The 22283-nt window shown below is 60.1% G+C and carries 21 protein-coding genes and 1 pseudogene; 12 read left to right on the top strand and 10 right to left on the bottom strand.

Annotated elements, in window-relative coordinates:
• Window positions 1-128: 128 nt before the first annotated feature.
• From PSH59_RS10020 to PSH59_RS10005, 4 genes are all read right to left on the bottom strand, one after another.
• Window positions 129-1304, bottom strand: coding sequence for a porin (locus PSH59_RS10020; RefSeq protein ID WP_248081382.1), 1176 nt, complete (start codon window positions 1302-1304; stop codon window positions 129-131).
• 157 nt (window positions 1305-1461) lie between these two features.
• Complete coding sequence (locus PSH59_RS10015) at window positions 1462-2274, bottom strand: sulfite exporter TauE/SafE family protein (protein WP_248081379.1); 813 nt, start codon at window positions 2272-2274, stop codon at window positions 1462-1464.
• The gene (locus tag PSH59_RS10010; protein ID WP_305394932.1) at window positions 2275-3519 is read right to left on the bottom strand and encodes an FAD/NAD(P)-binding oxidoreductase; all 1245 of its coding nucleotides are present in this window, start codon (window positions 3517-3519) and stop codon (window positions 2275-2277) included.
• A 51-nt stretch (window positions 3520-3570) separates the two neighbouring features.
• Complete coding sequence (locus PSH59_RS10005; protein ID WP_017527038.1) at window positions 3571-3906, bottom strand: helix-turn-helix transcriptional regulator; 336 nt, start codon at window positions 3904-3906, stop codon at window positions 3571-3573.
• Window positions 3907-4000: 94 nt separating this feature from the next.
• On the opposite strand from PSH59_RS10005, the gene PSH59_RS10000 reads away from it, so the two are divergent.
• Window positions 4001-4864, top strand: coding sequence for an MBL fold metallo-hydrolase (locus tag PSH59_RS10000; RefSeq protein ID WP_248081370.1), 864 nt, complete (start codon window positions 4001-4003; stop codon window positions 4862-4864).
• Between the two features lie 23 nt (window positions 4865-4887).
• Here the strand turns inward: PSH59_RS10000 and bkdR are convergent, their stop codons facing one another.
• Window positions 4888-5376, bottom strand: a complete 489-nt coding sequence (bkdR, locus tag PSH59_RS09995) for an Lrp/AsnC family transcriptional regulator (protein ID WP_248081368.1) — start codon at window positions 5374-5376, stop codon at window positions 4888-4890.
• Window positions 5377-5570: 194 nt separating this feature from the next.
• Here bkdR and PSH59_RS09990 point away from each other — a divergent pair, with 194 nt between their 5' ends.
• The 5 genes from PSH59_RS09990 to PSH59_RS09970 all read left to right on the top strand — a co-directional run bounded on the left by PSH59_RS09990 (window position 5571) and on the right by PSH59_RS09970 (window position 11612).
• A complete protein-coding gene (locus PSH59_RS09990) occupies window positions 5571-6806 on the top strand; it encodes a 3-methyl-2-oxobutanoate dehydrogenase (2-methylpropanoyl-transferring) subunit alpha (protein ID WP_248081365.1) in 1236 nt (411 codons plus the stop codon).
• A 1-nt stretch (window position 6807) separates the two neighbouring features.
• Window positions 6808-7866 carry an alpha-ketoacid dehydrogenase subunit beta gene (locus tag PSH59_RS09985; protein ID WP_305394931.1) on the top strand — a complete coding sequence of 353 codons (1059 nt, stop codon included), beginning with the start codon at window positions 6808-6810 and terminating at the stop codon, window positions 7864-7866.
• Window positions 7867-9126 carry a dihydrolipoamide acetyltransferase family protein gene (locus tag PSH59_RS09980; RefSeq protein ID WP_305394930.1) on the top strand — a complete coding sequence of 420 codons (1260 nt, stop codon included), beginning with the start codon at window positions 7867-7869 and terminating at the stop codon, window positions 9124-9126.
• 4 nt (window positions 9127-9130) lie between these two features.
• A complete protein-coding gene (gene lpdA, locus PSH59_RS09975; RefSeq protein WP_305394929.1) occupies window positions 9131-10510 on the top strand; it encodes a dihydrolipoyl dehydrogenase in 1380 nt (459 codons plus the stop codon).
• An 82-nt stretch (window positions 10511-10592) separates the two neighbouring features.
• Window positions 10593-11612 (top strand): branched-chain amino acid aminotransferase, encoded by a 1020-nt coding sequence (locus PSH59_RS09970; RefSeq protein ID WP_305394928.1) that lies wholly within the window; start codon window positions 10593-10595, stop codon window positions 11610-11612.
• Window positions 11613-11795: 183 nt separating this feature from the next.
• On the opposite strand, the gene PSH59_RS09965 is transcribed toward PSH59_RS09970, so the two are convergent.
• The 3 genes and pseudogenes from PSH59_RS09965 to PSH59_RS09955 form a co-directional block, all read right to left on the bottom strand.
• Window positions 11796-12689: a GNAT family acetyltransferase gene (locus PSH59_RS09965; RefSeq protein WP_305394927.1), complete on the bottom strand. Its 894-nt coding sequence runs from the start codon at window positions 12687-12689 to the stop codon at window positions 11796-11798.
• 50 nt (window positions 12690-12739) lie between these two features.
• Window positions 12740-12994, bottom strand: a pseudogene (locus PSH59_RS09960) (GNAT family N-acetyltransferase); the annotation flags it as partial.
• A gap of 15 nt (window positions 12995-13009) precedes the next feature.
• Window positions 13010-13354 carry an FKBP-type peptidyl-prolyl cis-trans isomerase gene (locus PSH59_RS09955; protein WP_305394926.1) on the bottom strand — a complete coding sequence of 115 codons (345 nt, stop codon included), beginning with the start codon at window positions 13352-13354 and terminating at the stop codon, window positions 13010-13012.
• Window positions 13355-13712: 358 nt separating this feature from the next.
• Here PSH59_RS09955 and PSH59_RS09950 point away from each other — a divergent pair, with 358 nt between their 5' ends.
• The 5 genes from PSH59_RS09950 (at window position 13713) to PSH59_RS09930 (ending at window position 19991) form a co-directional block, all read left to right on the top strand.
• Window positions 13713-15662, top strand: coding sequence for an FAD-dependent oxidoreductase (locus PSH59_RS09950; protein ID WP_305394925.1), 1950 nt, complete (start codon window positions 13713-13715; stop codon window positions 15660-15662).
• A 118-nt stretch (window positions 15663-15780) separates the two neighbouring features.
• Complete coding sequence (locus tag PSH59_RS09945; RefSeq protein ID WP_248081352.1) at window positions 15781-16668, top strand: nitrilase family protein; 888 nt, start codon at window positions 15781-15783, stop codon at window positions 16666-16668.
• A gap of 14 nt (window positions 16669-16682) precedes the next feature.
• Window positions 16683-17852 carry a hypothetical protein gene (locus PSH59_RS09940; RefSeq protein ID WP_305394924.1) on the top strand — a complete coding sequence of 390 codons (1170 nt, stop codon included), beginning with the start codon at window positions 16683-16685 and terminating at the stop codon, window positions 17850-17852.
• A 265-nt stretch (window positions 17853-18117) separates the two neighbouring features.
• Window positions 18118-19614: a helix-turn-helix transcriptional regulator gene (locus PSH59_RS09935; RefSeq protein WP_305394923.1), complete on the top strand. Its 1497-nt coding sequence runs from the start codon at window positions 18118-18120 to the stop codon at window positions 19612-19614.
• 104 nt (window positions 19615-19718) lie between these two features.
• The gene (locus PSH59_RS09930; protein WP_248081347.1) at window positions 19719-19991 is read left to right on the top strand and encodes a DUF1652 domain-containing protein; all 273 of its coding nucleotides are present in this window, start codon (window positions 19719-19721) and stop codon (window positions 19989-19991) included.
• On the opposite strand, the gene PSH59_RS09925 is transcribed toward PSH59_RS09930, so the two are convergent.
• Both PSH59_RS09925 and PSH59_RS09920 read right to left on the bottom strand, forming a co-directional pair.
• Window positions 19954-21147, bottom strand: coding sequence for an MFS transporter (locus tag PSH59_RS09925; protein WP_305394922.1), 1194 nt, complete (start codon window positions 21145-21147; stop codon window positions 19954-19956). The genes PSH59_RS09930 and PSH59_RS09925 overlap by 38 nt on opposite strands.
• A gap of 76 nt (window positions 21148-21223) precedes the next feature.
• Window positions 21224-21532, bottom strand: a complete 309-nt coding sequence (locus tag PSH59_RS09920) for an RcnB family protein (protein WP_248081341.1) — start codon at window positions 21530-21532, stop codon at window positions 21224-21226.
• A 182-nt stretch (window positions 21533-21714) separates the two neighbouring features.
• On the opposite strand from PSH59_RS09920, the gene PSH59_RS09915 reads away from it, so the two are divergent.
• A complete protein-coding gene (locus PSH59_RS09915; RefSeq protein ID WP_305394921.1) occupies window positions 21715-22272 on the top strand; it encodes a helix-turn-helix domain-containing protein in 558 nt (185 codons plus the stop codon).
• Window positions 22273-22283: the final 11 nt, after the last annotated feature.

Raw genomic sequence — 22283 nt, 5'->3', positions numbered from 1 at the left:
GCCGGGGGTGGGACCTATGCTACTTGGGTACTGGGTGGGGGATGCGATGGGAGTAGGCAGCGCCCGGCGGTACAGCGCAATGGCGCTCAAACAGCGGGAGGGCTTACACCCTCCCACCGTTGAAGGCATTACCAGGTCAAGACGGCACCCACCGCAAAGGTATCGGTGTCTTCATTCTGGGCGCTGGTGTCATGCCCGCTGATCTGGAACTGGTTGTACTCGGCCACCAGCTTCAGGTTGTCATTGACGTCATGAAACAGCGCAATCCCGCGGGTTTCGTAATCCGCCCCGCTGCCCACCACACCGTTGCCGTCATCCTTGGTTTTGCCGTAGGACAGCGCCAGACGGTTCTTGCCCAGCTTGTAGGAGCCTTGCACCAGATAGCCGTTGCTGTCGACGTTGCGCAACGTGGCTTCGCCGGCATTGTTGGTAAAAAACGGGTTAATGCCCTTGGCCTGGAAGCCCGAACCGGTCAGCGACAAACCGCCCATCTTCGCTTGCACGCCGTACCCCAGGCCCTTGGAGGTCACCGATGCCACGGTGGCGTCGGTGTTGTCCGAGGTCTGGTAGCTGCCGTTGAGCCAGCTGTAGATCTTTGCCCCGCCGACGTCGAACTGGTACGTGATCTCGCTCTCGGTGCGCGGGTTCTTCTGGTAGGCCTTGCCCAGGGCGCTGCTGTCGTTGGTGTCCACCGGGTCCATGATGCCGACGGCCACGCGCAGGCCATCCATTACCGGGGTGCGGTAGGTGATCTGCGAGGTGGGGAACGGGTACGGGTAACCGCTGCCGATATTGCCGAACGACACGCCGCCGCCGTCCACCAGGCCCAGGCTGTCGCTGACCTGGCCGTAACCGGCGAGCAGTTCATCGAGCAGGATGTTGGAGCGGGCAAACAGGCCGAAGTCTTTGCCGATCAGCACTTCGCCCCACTCGGGGTTGGCCACGGTGCCGTAGAACTGGCGCACATCGATGGCCGTGTCGGTGCCGTTGGTTTCGCTGTCGTTGATGGTGACCCAGAACGACGCACGGGCGCCGAGCTTGAGGTCGTCGACCTGCTTGCTCATGTTGAAGCCCAGATAGTTGGGCAGAAACCCCATCTTCACCCGTGACTGGCGCCGGTCGTATTGATCACCGGCGCGATCCACGTCGCTGTTGACGTAGAAGGCGTTGATGTAGCCGTCGGTGGAAAAGGTCGTTTCGTCTTTGTCGTACAGCATGATTTCAGCCTCGGCGAGCGAGCTGAGGCCAAGGCCGACGATGAACGCCGGTAACAGACGCAGGGGGAGATTCTTATTGTTATGCATGGTGCGCTCCGCAACGGGGACGAGATGTCGGAGGCGATTATCGAAAGCGTACAGGCCGCGTCATACGCTGCCTTGGAGGGAATGCCGGGGTGCTTTGGAGGGGCTGTGGATGCCCGGCAAATGCGGCGTAAGACCGGCCTGCTCACAGGCCCGCCACTTAGGACGTAAGACCGGCCCTGACCAGCATGCCAATGGCCACCAGTACACACAGGCTGGCAAACCCCACCTGCAAGGCGCGCGCAGGGATCACCGAACACAGGCGCCGGCCGATCAGCATGCCGACGATGCTGGCGCCGATAAACGCCCAGCCCATGGGCTCGATGTTCACCCCGGCATGCAGCGCACCGGCCACGCCGATCAGCGAAATCAGGCTGATCACCATCAACGAGGTGGCGACGATGCCGCGCATCTGCACATCGGTGAGCTGCTTGAAGGCCGGCACGATCAGAAAGCCACCGCCCACGCCAAGCAGGCCGGACACCGCGCCGGTCACGGCGCCCAACGCGGCCAGGGTCGCGCTGCATTTGGCGGTCCAGGCCAGGCGCCCGGTCTGTTGGTTGAGCATGCAGTTCTTTTGGCCCCACGAGGCCGCGCCATGGTCGCTCGGCCCGGCCTCGGTTTTTTCGCGCCGCACCATGCGCCACGCCACCAGCACCATCAGTGCGCTGAACAGACCCATCAGCACGTGCTCGGGCAGTTGATGGGCGAGAAACACACCCAGCGGCGAAAACAGCGCGCCGAGCAATGCAATCAGCAGCGCGGCGCGGTACCGCACCAGGCCATGGCGTAAACCGTCAATCGCCCCGACCGCCGCCGCCGCGCCCACTGCGAGCAACGACACCGGTGCGGCCTGGGTCATGCTCAAGCCCAAGCCCAGCACCAGCGCCGGCACCCCAAGGATGCCGCCGCCCGCGCCGGTCAGGCCCATGACCAGCCCCATCAACACCCCCAACACGCTTGCCAGCAGCATTCAGTCCACCTTGCTCAGACGGGTCAGCCATTCACGGCCCTTGAGCATGCCGTTCCAGTAGAACCACGGCAGCAACGTGGCCTTGAGAAACCACATCGAACGCCGCGCCTTGGTGGCGTCGAGGGGGAACGTCGGCAGCAACGTGCCGCCATAACCGAACTCGGCCAGCACCACCTTGCCCTTCTCCACCGTCAACGGGCACGAGCCGTAGCCGTCGTACTTGAGCGGCAGCGGCGCCTGTTTGCGCAGGGCCAGCAGGTTTTCGGCGACCACCACGATTTGCTTGCGCACGGCGGCCGCGGTCTTGGCGTTAGTGGTGCCGCACACATCCCCCAGGCCGAACACATGTGGGTAGCGCACGTGTTGCAGGGTGTGGGGGTTCACCTCGCACCAACCGGCCGCATCGGACAGCGGGCTTTGCTGGATAAACGCCGGGGCCAGCTGCGGTGGCACCACGTGCAGCAGATCAAAGGATTTCTCGGCAACGGTGACGTTGCCCGCGGCGTCCTTCACCTCAAACCAGGCTTTGCGCGCGGGGCCGTCGACTTTCACCAGGTTGGCGTTGAACGCCAGGCGCGCGTTGTATTTCTCTACGTATTTCATCAACGGCGGCACGAAGGTCGCCACGCCGAACAGCGCGGCGCCGGCGAGGTTGAATTCCACGTCAATGTGTTTGAGATGGCCCTGCCTGAGCCAATGATCACAGGCCAGGTACATGGCCTTTTGCGGTGCCCCGGCGCATTTGATCGGCATGGCCGGCTGGGTAAAGATCGCCTTGCCGCCCTTGAGTTCGCGCACCAACTGCCAAGTGTAGGGCGCGTGGTCGTAGCTGTAGTTGGAGGTCACGCCATTTTGGCCCAGGGTGCTTTCCAGGCCTTCAATCCTGTCCCAGGCCAGGTGCAGGCCGGGGCAGACGATCAGGTTATTCCACGTGACACGCTGGCCGCTGTCGAGCACCAGAGTCTGTTCGTCCGGCAGCAATTCAGTGACGGCCGCCTGCACCCAGGTGACGCCGTTGGGCAGCACATCGGCCAACGGGCGGCGGGTCTTTTTCACGTCATAGGCGCCCCCGCCGACCAGGGTCCAGGCCGGCTGGTAGCAGTGGTAGTCGCTGGGTTCGATCAGGGTGATGTTCAGGTCGGGGTCGCGCTTGAGCAGGCTGGCTAGCAGGCCAATGCCTGCCGAGCCGCCGCCGATGACAACGATATCGCCACTGATGGTTGGGCCCCAGTGTGGGTCGGTCATGGTCTATTGCCTTTTGTCGTCAATGCACACAAGGGTCGCTGCCGTATGGCGTCACGCCCAGCTTTTTATCACCGCGCCGCAGTACAGGCCGGACAGGGTTTTCATTACTTGAATCACTTCATGGCTGGCCAGCCCGTAGAAGATGTACTTGCCTTCCCGACGGGTGGCGACCAACCCTTCGTCGCGCAAAATGCCCAACTGTTGGGACAGCGTCGGCTGGCGTACGCCGGTCATGGTTTCCAACTCACCCACGTTGCGCTCGCCCTGGGTGAGCTGGCACAGGATCAACAGACGATCCTCATTGGCCAGGGCCTTGAGCAAGGCACAGGCCTTGGACGCCGACGCACGCAGCTGGGCGACTTCGCCTTCACTCAGAGTAGATTCCATTTGCCTCGGGTCCTTTGTGTCACTTAAGCTCAAAACATTATGTATAAATGTAAAGTGATTGTAATCACTTTTTTCAGCATCAGGGGCAACCGTCATGTCAGCGTTGATTCATTCCTTTCTGGACGAGGCGTCGTCGACCTACACCTACGTCGTCTATGAGACCGATGGCGGCCCCTGCGCCATCGTCGACTCGGTACTCAACTACGACCCGGCGTCCGGGCGCACCGACACGCGCCAGGCCGACAAGGTCATCCGCTTCGTCCGCGACCACGGCCTGCATGTCGAGTGGCTGCTGGAAACCCACGCCCACGCCGACCACCTCTCTGCCGCGCCGTATCTGCGCCGCACGCTGGGCGGCAAGATCGCCATTGGCCAGTGCATCAGCAAGGTCCAGGACGTGTTCAAGAACCTGTTCAACCTGGAGCCGGAATTTCGCGTCGACGGCTCGCAGTTCGATCACTTGTTCGCGCCGAATGAAATCTTCCACATCGGCGCGCTCCAGGCCCAGGCCCTGCACGTTCCCGGCCACACCCCGGCAGACATGGCCTACCTGATCGACGGCCGCTTGATCCTGGTGGGCGACACCCTGTTCATGCCCGACGTGGGCACCGCGCGCTGCGACTTTCCCGGCGGTGATGCGCGGCAGTTATATGCATCGATGCGCAAGCTGCTGGCCTTCCCGCCCGAGACTCGCTTGTACGTGTGCCATGACTACCCGCCTGAAGGGCGCGAAGCGAAATGCCTGACCACCGTGGCGGAACAGCGCGCGGGCAATATCCATGTGCATGACGGCGTGGATGAAGCGACGTTCGTGGCCATGCGCACCCAGCGCGACGCCGGGCTGGGCATGCCGACGCTGTTGCTGCCGGCAATCCAGGTGAATGTGCGCGCGGGCAATATGCCGCCGGCTGAGGAAAACGGCGTGACGTACCTGAAGATTCCGCTCAACCAACTGTGAAATGCGCTTAGGCATGGGGAGTATCAGGCGCCGAGGCTGATGCCGTTCGCCGGCAACGGCAGTGCGGTTTTGTAACGCACCTGCTTGAGCGCAAAGCTTGACCGGATATTCGCCACACCCGGCACCTTGGTCAGGAAGTCCATCATGAAGCGCTCCAGCGACTGGATCGTCGGCACCAGCACGCGGATCAGGTAATCCGGATCGCCCGCCATCAGGTAGCACTCCATCACTTCGGGGCGGTCTGAGATCGCGCCTTCGAACTGCTGCAAGGCCAGTTCGTTCTGTTTTTCCAGGCTCACATGGATGAACACGTTGACGTGCAGCCCCAGCAGGTCGGCGTCGAGCAGCGTGACCTGCTCGCGAATCAGGCCCAGTTCCTCCATGGCCTTGACCCGGTTGAAGCACGGCGTGGGCGACAGGTTGACCGAGCGGGCCAGGTCGGCGTTGGTGATCCGTGCATTCTCCTGCAGGGCGTTAAGAATGCCGATATCGGTACGGTCCAGTTTGCGCATGAGACAAAATCACCTGTTTATTATGTTTATGCAGATTTTTTATCCGCAAATGATCCTGGGCGCAACGAAACACAGATAAATATTCTTCTACGCCACGCCTATGATTGTTGTAGGACAAGATTTCTCCCACCCGGAGACGGACTGTCAGCTAGCGCGCCCACTACAAGAAATTCACAAGATCGAGCGTAGAAGCCATGACCCAGCAGTATGAACCACTGCGCCTGCACGTCCCTGAACCCTCGGGCCGGCCAGGCTGCAAGACCGACTTTACCTACCTGCGCCTGACCGACGCCGGCCTGGTGCGCAAACCCGCCATCGACGTAGAACCTGCCGACACCGCCGACCTGGCCAAGGGCCTGATTCGCGTGCTTGACGACCAGGGCCAGGCCCTTGGGCCGTGGGCCGAGGGCGTGCCGGTAGAGATCCTGCGCAAAGGCATGCGCGCCATGCTCAAGACGCGCATCTTCGACAACCGCATGGTGGTCGCCCAGCGTCAGAAAAAAATGTCGTTCTACATGCAAAGCCTTGGCGAAGAAGCCATCGGCAGCGCCCAGGCCCTGGCCTTGAACATCGACGACATGTGCTTCCCCACCTACCGCCAGCAAAGCATCCTGATGGCTCGCGACGTGCCGCTGGTGGACCTGATCTGCCAACTGCTGTCCAACGAGCGCGATCCGCTCAAGGGTCGCCAGTTGCCGATCATGTATTCAGTCAAGGACGCAGGTTTTTTCACCATTTCCGGCAACCTGGCCACCCAGTTCGTACAAGGTGTGGGCTGGGGCATGGCCTCGGCGATCAAGGGCGATACCAAGATCGCCTCAGCCTGGATCGGCGACGGTGCCACCGCCGAATCCGACTTCCACACCGCCCTCACCTTCGCCCACGTCTACCGCGCGCCGGTCATCCTCAACGTGGTGAACAACCAGTGGGCCATCTCCACCTTCCAGGCCATCGCCGGTGGTGAAGCCACCACCTTTGCCGGACGCGGCGTCGGTTGCGGCATTGCCTCGCTGCGGGTGGACGGCAACGACTTTATTGCCGTGTACGCCGCCTCTGCCTGGGCCGCTGAACGTGCACGACGCAACCTCGGCCCGAGCCTGATCGAATGGGTCACCTACCGCGCAGGCCCGCACTCCACCTCCGATGATCCGTCCAAGTACCGTCCCGCCGACGATTGGAGCCACTTCCCGCTGGGCGACCCGATTGCGCGTCTCAAGCAGCACCTGATCAAGATTGGCCAGTGGTCCGACGAGGAGCACGCGGCGGTCAGTGCCGAACTGGAAGCCGAGGTGATTGCCGCGCAAAAACAAGCCGAACAGTACGGCACCCTTGCCGGCGGCCAGATTCCAAGCGCCGCGACCATGTTCGAAGACGTCTATAAAGAGATGCCGGAGCACTTGAAGCGCCAGCGTCAGGAGTTGGGGATCTGACATGAACGATCACAACAACAGCATTGAAGTGGACACCGCCATGACCACCACCACCATGACCATGATTCAGGCGCTGCGCTCGGCCATGGATGTGATGCTTGAACGCGACGACAACGTGGTGGTGTTCGGCCAGGACGTCGGTTATTTCGGCGGCGTGTTCCGCTGCACCGAAGGCTTGCAGGGCAAATACGGCAGCTCGCGGGTATTCGACGCGCCGATCTCCGAAAGCGGCATTATCGGCGTGGCCGTGGGCATGGGTGCCTACGGCCTGCGCCCGGTTGCCGAGATTCAGTTTGCCGACTACGTCTACCCCGCCACCGACCAGATCATCTCCGAAGCCGCCCGCCTGCGGTATCGCTCGGCCGGCCAGTTCACCGCGCCGCTGACCATGCGCATGCCCTGCGGCGGCGGCATCTACGGCGGCCAGACCCACAGCCAGAGTATCGAAGCGGTATTCACCCAAGTCTGCGGCCTGCGCACGGTGATGCCGTCCAACCCCTATGACGCCAAGGGCCTGCTGATCGCTTCCATCGAAAATGATGACCCGGTGATCTTTCTGGAGCCCAAGCGCCTGTACAACGGCCCGTTCGACGGCCATCACGACCGCCCGGTGACACCGTGGTCGAAGCACCCGCAAGCGCAGGTGCCGGACGGTTACTACACCGTCCCCCTGGACGTGGCCGCCATCGTGCGCCCCGGTTCGGCCGTGACGGTGCTGACCTACGGCACCACTGTGTACGTGTCGCAAGTAGCCGCCGAAGAAACCGGCATCGACGCCGAGGTCATTGACCTGCGCAGCCTGTGGCCGCTGGACCTGGAGACCATCGTCAAATCCGTGAAGAAGACCGGCCGTTGCGTGGTGGTGCATGAAGCCACGCGCACCTGCGGCTTTGGCGCCGAGCTGGTGGCGCTGGTGCAGGAGCATTGCTTCCACCACCTGGAAGCGCCGATCGAGCGCGTCACCGGGTGGGACACCCCCTACCCCCATGCGCAGGAGTGGGCGTATTTCCCAGGGCCGACCCGCGTGGGCGCGGCGTTGAAACGGGTCATGGAGGTCTGAATGGGCACGCACGTTATCAAGATGCCGGACATTGGCGAAGGCATCGCAGAAGTTGAATTGTCGGTGTGGCATGTGAAGGTCGGCGACATGGTCGTCGAAGATCAGGTGCTGGCGGATGTGATGACCGACAAGGCGATGGTGGACATTCCCTCGCCGGTGCACGGCAAGGTGATTTCCCTCGGCGGCGAGCCGGGTGAAGTGATGGCCGTGGGCAGTATTCTGATCAGCATTGAAGTGGAAGGTGCGGGCAACGCCAAGGATGCGCCCGAGGCGGCGCCAGCGCCGGTGAAGGCGGCACCCGTTGTCGCCGCCAAACCGGCTGCGGTGGTGGAAAGCAAACCGGCACCCGTGGTCACCCCACAGGCCCCGGTGGAGCGCCATGCCGACGAGCGCCCGCTGGCCTCGCCCGCCGTGCGCAAGCATGCCTTGGACGCCGGGATTCAACTGCGGCTGGTGCAGGGCACGGGCCCTGCCGGGCGGGTTCTGCACGAAGACCTTGAGGCTTATCTGAAACAAGGTGCGGCGAAGCCGTCAACGGCCGCCAACCCCTACGCCGAACGCAACGACGAAGAACAGATCCCGGTGATCGGCATGCGCCGCAAGATCGCCCAGCGCATGCAGGACGCCACCCGGCGCGCCGCGCATTTCAGCTACGTGGAGGAAATCGACGTCACCGCCCTGGACGAGTTGCGTGTGCACCTCAACGAAAAACACGGCGCCACACGCGGCAAGCTGACGCTGCTGCCGTTTATCGTGCGGGCCATGGTCGTGGCACTGCGTGACTTCCCGCAGATCAACGCGCGTTACGACGACGAAGCCCAGGTCATCACTCGCCTTGGCGCGGTGCACGTGGGTGTCGCCACCCAGAGCGATGTGGGGTTGATGGTGCCGGTGGTGCGTCACGCCGAGGCGCGCAGCCTGTGGGGCAATGCCGAGGAAATCGCGCGTTTGGCCACCGCCGCACGCACTGGCAAGGCCAGTCGCGATGAGCTGTCCGGGTCGACGATCACCCTGACCAGCCTGGGCGCGCTGGGCGGAATTGTCAGCACGCCGGTGCTGAATCTGCCGGAAGTGGCGATCGTCGGCGTCAACCGCATCGTCGAACGGCCGATGGTGATCAAGGGCCAGATCGTGGTGCGCAAAATGATGAACCTCTCCAGCTCATTCGATCACCGCGTGGTCGATGGCATGGACGCGGCGCAATTCATCCAGGCCATTCGCGGCCTGCTCGAACAACCCGCCAGCCTGTTTCTGGAGTAAGGGCATGACGCAGACATTGCACACAACGCTGCTGATTATCGGCGGCGGCCCTGGCGGCTATGTGGCGGCTATTCGCGCCGGCCAACTGGGCATCCCGACCATCCTGGTAGAAGCCCAGGCACTGGGCGGCACGTGCCTGAATATCGGTTGCATTCCGTCCAAGGCCTTGATCCATGTGGCCGAGCAATTCCAGCAGACCGTGCACCACAGCCAGGGCTCGGCACTGGGCATCGAAGTGGACGTGCCGACCCTGGACATCGGCAAAAGCGTGGCCTGGAAAAACGCCATTGTCGACCGCCTGACCACGGGCGTCGCCGCCTTGCTCAAGAAGCATAAAGTGCAGGTGATTCACGGCTGGGCCAAGGTGGTAGACGGCAAGACCGTCGACGTCGGCGACCAGCGTATTCAGTGCGAGCACCTGCTGCTGGCCACCGGTTCGACCAGTGTCAACCTGCCGATGCTGCCGATTGGCGGGCCGATCATCTCGTCCACCGAAGCCCTGGCGCCGACCCGCGTGCCCAAGCGCCTGATCGTGGTCGGCGGCGGGTACATCGGCCTGGAACTGGGGATTGCCTATCGCAAACTGGGAGCCGAGGTCAGCGTGGTCGAGGCGCAGGATCGTATCCTGCCGGCCTACGACGCGGAGCTGACGCAGCCGGTTAACGAATCCCTCAAGCAGTTGGGCGTAAAGCTGTACCTCAAGCACAGCGTCACCGGTTTCGAGCACAACTGCCTGCAGGTGCGTGACCCCAATGGCGACACACTGTCGCTGGAGACCGATCAAGTGCTGGTGGCCGTCGGTCGCAAACCCAACACCCTGGGCTGGAACCTCGAAGCGTTGAACCTTGAGATGAACGGCGCGGCGATCCGGATCGACAGCCGTTGCCAGACCAGCATGCGCAATGTGTATGCCATCGGCGACCTGAGCGGCGAACCGATGCTGGCGCACCGCGCCATGGCCCAGGGCGAAATGGTTGCCGAACTGATCAGCGGTCAACACCGCGAATTCAACCCGGCGGCGATCCCGGCGGTGTGTTTTACCGACCCGGAACTGGTGGTCGTCGGCAAGACCCCGGACGAGGCAGCGGCCGCGGGCCTGGACTGCATCGTGGCGAGCTTCCCGTTCGCCGCCAATGGCCGGGCCATGACCCTGGAGTCGAAAACCGGCTTCGTGCGGGTGGTGGCGCGACGTGACAACCACCTGATCGTGGGCTGGCAGGCCGTGGGGGTGGGTGTGTCCGAGCTGTCCACCGCCCTCGGCCTGAGCCTGGAAATGGGCGCACGCCTGGAAGACGTGGCCGGCACCATCCACGCCCACCCGACCTTGGGTGAGGCGGTACAGGAAGCCGCGCTGCGGGCCTTGGGTCACGCGTTGCACCTTTGAAGGGGGTGCTAAGGCACCGGCTTATGAAGTATTGTTGCGCCCATTCAGAAAAAAACCGACTTGACCAAAGATAGAGGGTGTCATGGGTAACGAGAGCATCAATTGGGACAAGCTGGGTTTTGACTACATCAAGACCGACAAGCGGTTTCTCCAGACCTGGAAAAACGGCGGATGGCAAGACGGCACCCTGACCGACGACAACGTGCTTCACATCAGCGAGGGCTCCACTGCCCTGCACTATGGCCAGCAGTGCTTTGAAGGCCTGAAGGCCTATCGCTGCAAGGACGGCTCGATCAACCTGTTCCGTCCGGACCAGAACGCCGCGCGTATGCAGCGCAGCTGTGCCCGTCTGCTGATGCCGCATGTGCCGACCGACGCGTTCATCGACGCCTGCAAACAAGTGGTCAAGGCCAACGAGCGGTTCATCCCGCCGTACGGCAGCGGCGGCGCGCTGTATCTGCGCCCGTTCGTGATCGGCACCGGCGACAACATTGGCGTGCGCACTGCGCCGGAGTTCATCTTCTCGGTGTTCTGCATTCCAGTCGGCGCCTACTTCAAGGGCGGCCTGGTGCCCCATAACTTCCAGATCTCCACCTTCGACCGTGCCGCACCGCAGGGCACCGGCGCTGCCAAGGTCGGTGGCAACTACGCCGCCAGCCTGATGCCGGGCTCGGAAGCAAAAAAATCCGGCTTTGCCGACGCGATCTACCTGGACCCGATGACCCACTCGAAAATCGAAGAGGTCGGCTCGGCCAACTTCTTCGGGATCACCCACGACAACAAGTTCATCACGCCGAAGTCGCCTTCGGTGCTGCCAGGCATCACCCGCCTGTCGCTGATCGAACTGGCCCAGACCCGCCTGGGCCTGGAAGTGGTTGAGGGCGAAGTGTTCATCGACAAACTGTCCGACTTCAAAGAAGCCGGCGCCTGCGGCACCGCTGCGGTGATCTCGCCAATCGGCGGCATCCAGTACAACGGTCAGTTGCACGTGTTCCACAGCGAGACCGAAGTGGGCCCAATCACCCAGAAGCTCTACAAAGAGCTGACCGGTGTGCAGACCGGCGACGTTGAAGCGCCAGCGGGTTGGATCGTCAAAGTCTAAGCAACGACGCAAAAGTCCGGGGGCAGGCTTGCTGCAATGCAGGCTTGCCCTGTGCTGAACACACTTTCCCTGTGGTCAACACACTCACCCCGTGGTGAGCAGGCTTGCCCTGCGCTGGGCTGCAAAGCAGCCCCACGGGTTCCCCAGTGAACCTGTCCCTTCCCCCATCTCCTGTCGGCATTCTCAAGACTGATGCGGAATATTCTCCCCAATCTTCCTGCCCATACTGATCCTCGGCTCCACCCCATACCCCAGCGCCTCGTAGAAGCCCACCACCGCATCATTGCCGCTGGTGATCTGCAGGTTGATCTTCATGCACCCCAGAGCGGTCAACGCCTGTTCCGCATGCCGCACCAACGAGGCTCCCAGACCGTGCCGACGATAATCTGCGCGCACCGCCACCGAATACAGCCAGCCACGATGCCCGTCGTACCCGGCGAGCACCGTACCGACCACGGCTTTTTTGTCCGTTGCCACAAAGAACAACCCGTCGTTGACCGCCAGCTTCTTGTCGATCGCCAGGCTTGGCAGATTATGGGCAGTGTCATAGCCAAATGCCTCGCGCCATAACTCAATCACTTGCGCGCGGTGCGCACGGTCGCGATACGGCCCGATGGGATGGCGGGATAACAACGTCTTCTCCATCACCAGCGTGCGTTCGTTGCCGTGGTAGACGTCACGCACCGTATGGAACCCAAGCTTGGTGTAAAAAGGTTCGGCCGTCAGCGAAGCAGGCACGCTCAACACCGTCACGCCGGCTTCGCGGGCGCGCAGCTCAATGTCGAGCATCAGCACGCGACCGATGCCCTGCCCTTGCAGCGCCGGGTTGACGAACACCGAACGCACCACATGCCCATCCAGCGCCGCAGTCGCGACGATCACTTGATCCTGCATCGCCACCAGCACCAGGCGGCGCTTGAGCAGTTCCAGCACCGCCTCCGGCGTGAAATTACGCGCGACCCGTGCAATCACATCCGCCGGGTAATCCCGCGCATTGCTGCTGTGCAAGGCCGCCAGAATAACCTGGCTTATTTCTTGGGCATCGGTGGGCTGGGCGAGACGAACGGCGGTCGACATTGGCTCTCCTTCCTCAATCAGATTTGATGACCGTTACCCTACCCCTATGAATCCGCCGCGATGTTCACCACGGCGACCAGTTGCTCGTGTGCATCGCGGTAACCCAGCCAGTACCTGCGGCTGCAACGCCAACCTGGCGGCAAGGGGTGCTGCAACTCTTCACGCGCTTCGGTTGGCCTCGCGGGCTCGCCGCTGACGGCGCTGAAGTAATCCGCCGCACGCTCGAAAAAACCCTGAAGCTCGGCCTCATCGCCAATCCCCAGCTCAACGACCCGAACGTTCTCGCGGGTACACTTGATATCCATCTCGCTCAGCCGTGCTCAATCATCCCGCGTCAGCACTTCCAGCAGCTCGATCTCAAACCGCAAATTGCTGTTGGGCGTAATATGCGCACCCATCGAACGCTCGCCATATGCCAAATGCGCCGGCACAAACAACGTGCGCACGCCCCCCACCTGCATCCCCATCAAGCCTTGATCCCATCCCTTGATCACACGTCCGGTGCCAATTACACACTGGAACGGCTTGCCCCGCGCCCACGACGAATCGAACACCGTGCCATCTTCCAGCGTGCCGATGTACTGGGTAGTGATCAGCGCGCCCTTGACCACGGCTTTGCCGTCGCCCAGGCGGATGTCGGTGATTTGAAGTTCGTTGGGGGTCATGGGTGTTCTCGTTGAATACGCAGAGGGTGGGTTTTCCCAGAAATGGCTGGGCTTGGCAAGTGCAGGGCGGCTAAAAGCACAGCGACTTTATGGTGAGCGAGCTTACTCCCGTCGGGCGGCGAAGCTGCCCAACACCTGGCGACCTACTCTGACTGTAGAAATGCGGGACTGGAGTTTGCGCCTAACCTTCAGACTAAGGGCTTCTGTTCCCACATTTACCTTTGCAGTTGATGAATGAACACCTACAACAGAACACGACACGCCTTCAGCCAAAATCGTACCCCGCTTATTTTCACGTACCGAAAACAGAGCACAAGCTAAGGGACATCACACGCTCAAGAAAGGCAATACTGAAAAAATGACCATCGGATCCAGCTTCAACTACCCCGCAGACATCGCCAATCGGCCTACTCGAACAAAGCGCTCAACAAACAGTAAATGGCGCGCTACGTTCCCCAACCCTCCAGACTTGTGCTTTGACTATCGCACCTTGGTAGAACAAAAGAATGGAGTAGCTCGAGCCACTGATACGGAACACAAAATCTGCATTATTGGAGCAGGAATAACTGGATTAACAACGGCCCGAGAATTACACAGGTGCGGCTTCAAAAATATTACGTTGATTGAAAAATCCAATCGCATTGGTGGCAGGCACCTAACAACATTAGGCGTTAACAATACAGAAACCGTTGGCAGACCGCCCTTTGAAATGGGCGCAATGAGAATGCCTTTTTTCAATACATCACATGAGTCCCCCAAAGAGGGACGCTCATTGATGGCCTATTACGCCAATGAATTCGAATTGACGTGCTCAGATTTTCCAAACCCTGGCAGTGCGGCCGTTCGATCGACTGGAATATATTTACAAGAAGGATGTCTGGAGGATGATACAGAACCCACCATGCTGATCTGGAGAAATGCTGATGGAAAGACAGCACCACCGGGTCAAGTTTTAGGCGCCGTCTTTGCTAAATGGAAGACCTTTGCGGAACGCATGACCTTGAAGATTTCTGAGCATTATGGTTCCGAACAGTGGGAGGACATGTGGGCAGCCATTGTTCGAAAATACGAAAGCACGTCGTTTCGTGATTTGGTGAAAATGCCGACGATAGAGGCATGGACGTTGAGTGATCCAGGCGATTTTGGCGGAATGGGCATGACCACTGAGGAGTCTGCTGTTTTTTACTCTATCGGAATTGGTGACGGCAGTTGGGGGGCCTTCTATGACGTCTGCTCACTTTACCCAATACGCACAGCGATGTTTGGATTCAGCAGCCACCTTCAGTTGATCCACGGACGTGTTGATTCAGAGGGAAGCCCTCTTGCGTCCCCTTACTTGAACGCGGCAGAGACGAGAGACTCTAGAGGGCTGTGCTTCAGTAAACCAAACTATATGGGGCTCGGATCGTTAGCGGAGTCTCTACTCTTCATTACCTCTGCTGATACCGAGCACTCTTTATACGAGCACTTAATAAGCCACAAAGACGGCTTACTTACGAACAGCGCAGTGACAAAGCTAAAAAAACTCAAGAACGGAAAAATTCGAGTTCATTACGATTGGAACTCGACGACCCCAGACGAAATGGAAAAACACTTTATTGACTTTGACTCCGTGGTCATGACGCTGCCCTCATGGCTGATAGAGACTCAGATTCTTATCCAAAATTTTGACAAGGACATGTTTCCAACAAAAATAGTCAATGCCTATAAAACGGCCCACTGGGAAACGAGTTGCAAGGTATATGCCCCACTTAAAAAAACGTTCCTTTCAAAAAACGTAAATATCCCTCAAACCATTGTGACTGACAGCTTCATACATGATGTATACACCTACCGGTACAACGACAACAGCACTTATGACTGCATACTGCTGAGCTACACATGGGAAGATGACGCGACAAAACTTTCGTCATTCAACGACAACGAGCTTGTTGACAGGTGCATAAAGGAACTTGACAGAATTCTCTTACGCGCTTCAAACATAAAAGAAAAGATCTCACCTTACATAGGACACAAACAAGCGGTGGTTCAACGCTGGATGAACGATAAGCATGCACTGGGTTGTGCAAAGCTCTACCGTGCCGGCACCTACTACGACGCGGTGGCACTAATGAAATACAACAGAGACTATTCATATAAGTCTGGACTGTATCTTTGTGGCGAGTCCTTTTCCGTTGACGCCGGATGGACTGAACCATGTTTCAGGGGAGCTATCGACACCCTCATAAATATTTGCAGTAAAACCCGCGCCACTTTTAACGGAGGTTTTACCTTGAACGACTATCCTGAATATCAGACCCCAAACTAGAAAACAACAGAAACGGACTACAACACAACAGGAACCGTCTGACTACCCATTAAACATCGTGTCGCCTCTTATAAACACTCAACCACCGTCGGTTGCATAACAATAAGAGGTCACACCCATGATCGAACCCAATAGCCCCGCGCGCGTTGCCGTTATTCAACTTGACCCGCAGGTCGGCATGGCCAACAAAGCCAACAACCTGCGTCAAACGCTGACGCTGGCAACAGAAGCCGTAAACGGCGGCGCCAATTTGATCGTATTGCCCGAGCTGTCCAATTGCGGCTATTTCTTCAGCAGTCGCCAGGACGCTTTCGACCACGCCGAGGAGGTTCCCGAGGGGAACAGCGTCAGAGCCTGGGCCGATTTTGCTTGCACGCATCAAGTCTATCTGGTGGCTGGCCTGAGTGAGATCGAGGGCAAGCAGTTGTTCAATACCGCGGTGCTCGTGGGGCCAGAAGGGTTTATCGGGAAATACCGTAAAGCCCATTTATGGAACCTGGAGAAGCTGTGGTTCACCCCTGGCAATGTGGGCTTTCCCGTGTTTGAAACCCCCATCGGGCGCATTGGCCTGTTGATCTGCTGGGATATCTGGTTCCCGGAAGTCCCGCGTATTCTCAGCCAGCAAGGGGCGGATATCATTTGCAGCCTGAACAATTGGGTGTGGACCCCACCACCGCTGTTCGACGACGCGGGCAAATGCATGGCGTCCTACCTCACGATGACCGCCGCCCACGTCAACAACGTGTTCATTGCCGCCGCCAGCCGCATCGGTGAAGAGCGAGATGCGCGCTACCTGGGTTGCTCGTTGATCGCCGGGACCAATGGCTGGCCAATAGGCACGGTGGCGTCGGCCAATCGGCAGGAGATCCTGTTCGCCGACATCGATATCACCAGCGCCCGCAGCGCGCCGATCTGGAACAGCCTCAACGACCTGCAACGTGACCGTCGCAATGACCTTTACGATCAGATGCTTGGATATTCCCAGCATCCTGCCCTGCCGCGCTGATCGGAGGGCGAACAATGGAGACGTCATTTTCCAAGACCACAGCCATGCGTTCACGCGCGGAAACGGCTGTGCTGGTCCTCGGCTTGCTGAGCCTGCTGCTGGTGCTCTGGGTTTCAATCAGTCACGGTGGTGCCTGGCCCGGCTACAACGAGTTGCTGACAAGCCTGCCCCATCCTGCCGCATGGCTGCGCTGGATCGTGGGGGACATCAGCGAAGTCGCCTTCTATAAACACGAACTCGCGTCCCTGGGGCTGCTGTCCGGAGCGTATCTGGCCTGGTGGGCGAGCAAACGCGGTAAAGCCTGGCAAGGCTTTTCCATTGCCTATGGCACTGGACTCTGGCCATGGCTGATAACCAGTTCGTTAATGGGGCTGCTGCTGAGCAACCTATTGTGGGGCTGGAGCGTCACCGCGCAGACCTGGCAACCCACGTTTGCAGCCTTCGTGTCACTGCCGGCAGCGATGGTGCTGATGTTCGGTGGCGGTTGGAAGGTGGCGGTCAATGGTGCAGTGTTGGGGGCGGTACTGGTCACCCCGGCGTGCTTATTGATCGTCAACTATGTGTGTGTACCGCTGGCGCTGCCGGTCGTGATCGGCAATGTGCTGGGGATGGCGGTCGGCAGCGTCATTGCGTTTCTGCTCTGTCGACGCATACCGGCGTTGGTACGATCGGACTACATCGCCCCCAGTAAACCGAGCCCGGCACAGCCACCCACATACGGCGTGGCATGGAGCCTGCGTCGCGTGCTGGCAGACTTTTCCGAAGCGCCCTTCTTCGGCAATGAGCTGGCGAGCCTGGGCTTGTTGGCGGGAGTATTGCTGGCATATGCGCTCAACCCGATGAGTCCCGGCTACGGTTCCGGTCTGATCTTGCACCTAGTGGGCGCGCAGGCGCTGACCTCTGCCATCGGCGTGGTGATCTGGCGATCTCAATGGATCAAACACGGCTGGTACCCCACCTACGTGCCACTGGTTTCGGTGGTGCCCGCAGCAGTGTTGACCTACGGCGGGAGTTGGACCGTGATGGCCTCAAGCGCACTGTTCGGTGCATTGATTGCACCGCCGTTGGCCTATGCCCTGGCTCGGCGATTACCCCCGTACGTTCACCCCTACATCGGCAACGTACTTTCAATGGCCCTGAGCACCTTGATGATAGTGCCTCTGGTGGGTTGGTTAGCCGCATAACCTGAGGCTTGCCTGCCATGCCGGGCTCTATCCGCTTGCAGACTGCAGCGTGAGCGTCATCTATCGCAGGCAAGCCTCACATCCTTAACCACCACGCCCTCGGGCTCCTCGGCGGCGAAGGTTGAGGGTGGCACTCGCGTGCTTGCATCCACGCAGACACGCCGCCTCATCGGGTGCATTCGCACCCCATGCCCGGCAAGTTCTCTGCACTATCCTCACGCCCAGGTGTCGTACTCCCAAGCGCCCAACACCCCAAGGAGAACCCATGACCCAGGATGTGCTCGCCAAAGAAACCAACCGCCGCCAACTGCAACAGATCATCTCCGGGTTGTCCGATGGGATCATTCTTGCAGAGGTCGACCAGACCATCCTGTGGGCCAACGAAGCCGCGCTGACGATGCACGGCGTGGACGATGTACAGGCATTGGGCGCCAACACCCAGGCGTATGCCGAGCGTTTCGCCCTGCGTTATCGCAATAACCATCCGGTGCAGTTGGACAACTACCCGTTGGCACGTGCGGCGGCGGGCGATGAGTTCAGCGACGTGGTGGTGGAAGTCACGCCCACCGCCGACCCGGACAAAACCTGGGTCCACCGCCTGCGCAGCCTGGTGATCACCGACTCCCACGGTGAGCCGGAGTTACTCGTGCTGGTGCTCAGCGATGCCACCGAATGGGCCAGCGCCGAGCAACGTTTCGAAAAAACCTTCAACGCCAACCCGGCGCCGGCGGTGATCTGCCGCTTGAGCGACTTGCGCTACATCAAGGTGAACCAGGGTTTTCTGGAAATGACCGGCTACAACCGCGACCAGGTCATCGGCAAGTCGGTGTATGAGCTGGATGTGCTGGAACAGGCCGAGCGCAAGGACCTGGCCATTCAGCGCCTGGGCGAAGGCGCGACCATCCCGCAGATGCAGGCCGAGCTCAGGCTGCCTGAAGGCGGCAGCAAACTGGTGATCGTCGCCGGCCAGCCGCTGGACATGAACGAGGAAGACTGCATGCTGTTTTCGTTCATGGACCTGGAGCCGCGCCGCAAAGCGGAAATCGCCCTGCGCCAGAGTGAGGAACGCTTTGCCAAGTCATTTCGTCTCACGCCGGTACCGACCTTGGTGTGCAATGCCGCCAATCGCCAAGTGGTGGACGTCAACGAAGCCTTTATGAGCATCACGGGCTATATCAGCGAAGAACTGATCGGTAAATCCATCGAAGACATCGACTTTATCGACAGCCCTGCGGCCGGCGCGCAGCTGTTCACCACATTGGAAAAAGCCGGCAACCTTGACGGCCAGGACCTCAAGGTGCGCAAAAAAGGGAGCGAGGTGATCGACTGCGTGGTGTCCGCCGACACCGTGATCATCCAGGACGTGCCCTGCTACCTGCTGGTGCTGATGAACATCACCGAACGCAAACGCTCGGAACTGGAGCTGGTGTCGGCCATCGAGGAAGTGATGCAGGACGCCTCGTGGTTCAGCCAGACCCTGATCGAAAAACTGGCCAACGCCAAGAGCGTCAACAGCCCCAACCTGCCAAACGTCAGCTTTACCGACCTCACCGCCCGCGAGCGCGATGTGCTGGGTCTGATCTGCGAAGGCCTGGCCGACAAAGAAATCGCCTCGCGCCTGAAGCTGGCGCCCAACACCGTGCGTAACCATGTGGCCACGGTGTACTCCAAACTGGGGGTGCACAGCCGCAGCGCCGCCATGGTCTGGGCCCGTGAACGCGGGCTTTTTGCTGGGGACCTGCGCCTGAAAAACAAGCCGTGAGAGTGCAAATGCACTAGTGCATCTAGTGCGAATTCGCCTTATGGCGCGACGGTTCGATCAATAACCTTTAAGGCGTCGACGTATAACGCCCTGAAGGAATCTGCATGTTTACCCTCGCCCAACTGCGAAATTGCATCGAAGAAGGCTTGTCGCCGTTGACCTGCGAATTCACCCTGTGCCGGGACGCGTCCTTGACCCTCAAGGTCTACGACGCCGAAACCGGCCGGGTGGATCTGGTGGTCACCGGGATCAGCACCAATCGGCTGCAGACCCCGCAAGAAGTGGAAAAAATGGTCGAAGAACTGCGCTATGAGCTGCAAAGCAATAGCGTGGGCACGCTCACCTTGAAGGATTCGCCTTCAACGACGAACCAATGAAATAGAACACCCCGCCCCCAACGATAAATGCCCCCAGCATGTAGAACATGGTGTGGGCCGGGAAGCTGGCCAACACCAGCCCACACAAGACCGGCCCCAGCGCCGCGCCCAGGTTGGACAGGTTCTGCGCCCCGTAATACATGCCACGCAGGTGGTCCGGGGCGATCCGGTCGATAAACATGTACTCGGCCGGAAACACGATGATTTCCCCTACGGTAAACACCGCCATCGCCAGCACCCACCACAGCACGCTGGTGGACAGCGCAAAACCGATCAAGCCGAACATAAACATGCTCAAGCCGAGAATCAGCCACTGGCTGAGGTGACGGTGCGAGATGCGCCGACCAATCACGTACTGCAAGGCGATGACCAGCACCGCGTTGGTCGTGAGCACCGCACTGATGACGGTGTAGGTGTATTGCGCCGTGGTAGTGGTCACCAGGTACTGCGAGAGGTACGCGGTGAACTGGCCGAACACCACCGCACTGAGCACGCCGCCAAGGGTGAAGCACACCAGCCGATGGTCGCGCAGCAGCACGCGGCCGACGGCGAGGAATGACACCGGTTTTTGCGCAACGTCGACGGTAGTCAAAGTGCGGTCACCCCAGCGCCAATACAGCGCGAAAAACCCCGCGCCCAACAACGCCGAGAGCACAAATGGCAGGCTGATATCGACGTTGGCGATCATCGCGCCAAAAAACGGCCCGACTGCATAGCCAATATTGGTGAGGGTGTACTTGATGGAAAACACTTCACTGCGGGCGTCTTCCGGCAACAGGCTGGCGAAACCGGCCTTGACCGCAATATCGATGACCGCGTAGGCCAGGTTGATCAGGATCAGGCAGCTGTAGAACGCCCAGATATGGGTGGCCAACACGGTGCCGATAAACCCCAGCACAAACAGCGCGCTGAGGCCGAGCAACAGCCGATAGCTGTTGATGCGGTCGACCAGAAAGCCGCCATACACACTCAATAACGAGCCGACGATCAGCGAACTGCCGATCACCAGACCGACCTGGGTAATGTCGAGGGCGAAGTGATGGGTGAGGTAGATCACCAGGTATGGAAATGTGATGGCCTTGGCCAGCGTGAGCAGCAACGTGGCGCACAGCAACAGGTTTACGGTGCGCGGGTAGTTTCTTATTGTGGCAAGCATCCTGCTCTCATTCCTGGAAGGTAACGCGACCGTTGCGGCCGGTTACCTTAACGCAAGCACAAGACAAAAAGGAGGCTCACTTCTTGACCGGCGTGATCTCCAGAATGGTGCCGTTGGTGGTCTTGAGCAGCACGTATTTATCGCCGACCCGCGCCCATTGGCTTTCTTCTTCGGGTTGTTTGAGGCCGCGCTTTTTCCAGTCGCTGACCGCCGATTCCTTGCGCATCAGGACATCCGGCGCGCGGTCGCCTTCCTTCAAATCACGGGCGTTGATGTTGGAAGGCTGCACGGTTTCCTGGGGCGTATCACCGGCCTGGACCACAAAGCTGGCGGTGGACAGGCTGGCGGCGACTAAAACACAAGCAACGAGGGACTTGGACTTCATGGGTGCTCCTTCAATGAATGACGCGTACCCAGGTTCCGACCGCGGGTGAGCGCAATCATTCAGCCAAACTGCAGGCGCTGCGCTGACGTGGAATGGCGACGGTTCTCCCGCACAACGCTTCAGTCATTGCCTGCGTGAAATTTATCCTGTAATTTTTCATGAAATTATTCGATATAAATTTCATGAACCAACAACAAGAACTCGCCACCCTCGCCGCGCTGATCCACGACCTGCGCAAGCACAAGAAGCTCACCCTGGCCCAGTTGGCACACAAGATCGAGCGCTCGGTGGGTTTCCTGTCACAGGTGGAGCGCGGTTTGTCGCGCCCGACGGTGGCGGATTTGACCGCCATCAGCCATGCCCTCGACGTGCCCACCACCTACTTCTACAGCCAACCCAAACCCAAGGCTGTGGACTGGATCACCCGCCCCAACGAACGGCGCACGGTGTATTACGCCAACGGCATCACCGACATCCTCGTCTCCCCCAGCATGAACGGCGCGTTCTCGATGCTCGACAGCCTGCTCGCCCCCGGCGCCAACAGCGGTGAGCAGACCATGAGCGATCGTGCCGAACAGGCCGGTTTCGTGCTGGAGGGTGAGTTGACGCTGTGGGTCGAAGGTGAGGCCGACGCGGTCACCCTGCGCCAAGGCGACAGCTTCCATCTGGCCAGCTTCGCCCATTGCCGCTACGCCAACCTGTCTGACCTGCCCGCCCGCGTGTTGTGGGTTTACAACTAGGAGCTGCACCC

It is taken from the genome of Pseudomonas sp. FP2309 (assembly GCF_030687575.1).
Lineage (GTDB): Bacteria > Pseudomonadota > Gammaproteobacteria > Pseudomonadales > Pseudomonadaceae > Aquipseudomonas.
Note: the sequence above shows the minus strand (reverse complement) of the source record. Positions and strands in the feature narration are given on the sequence as shown.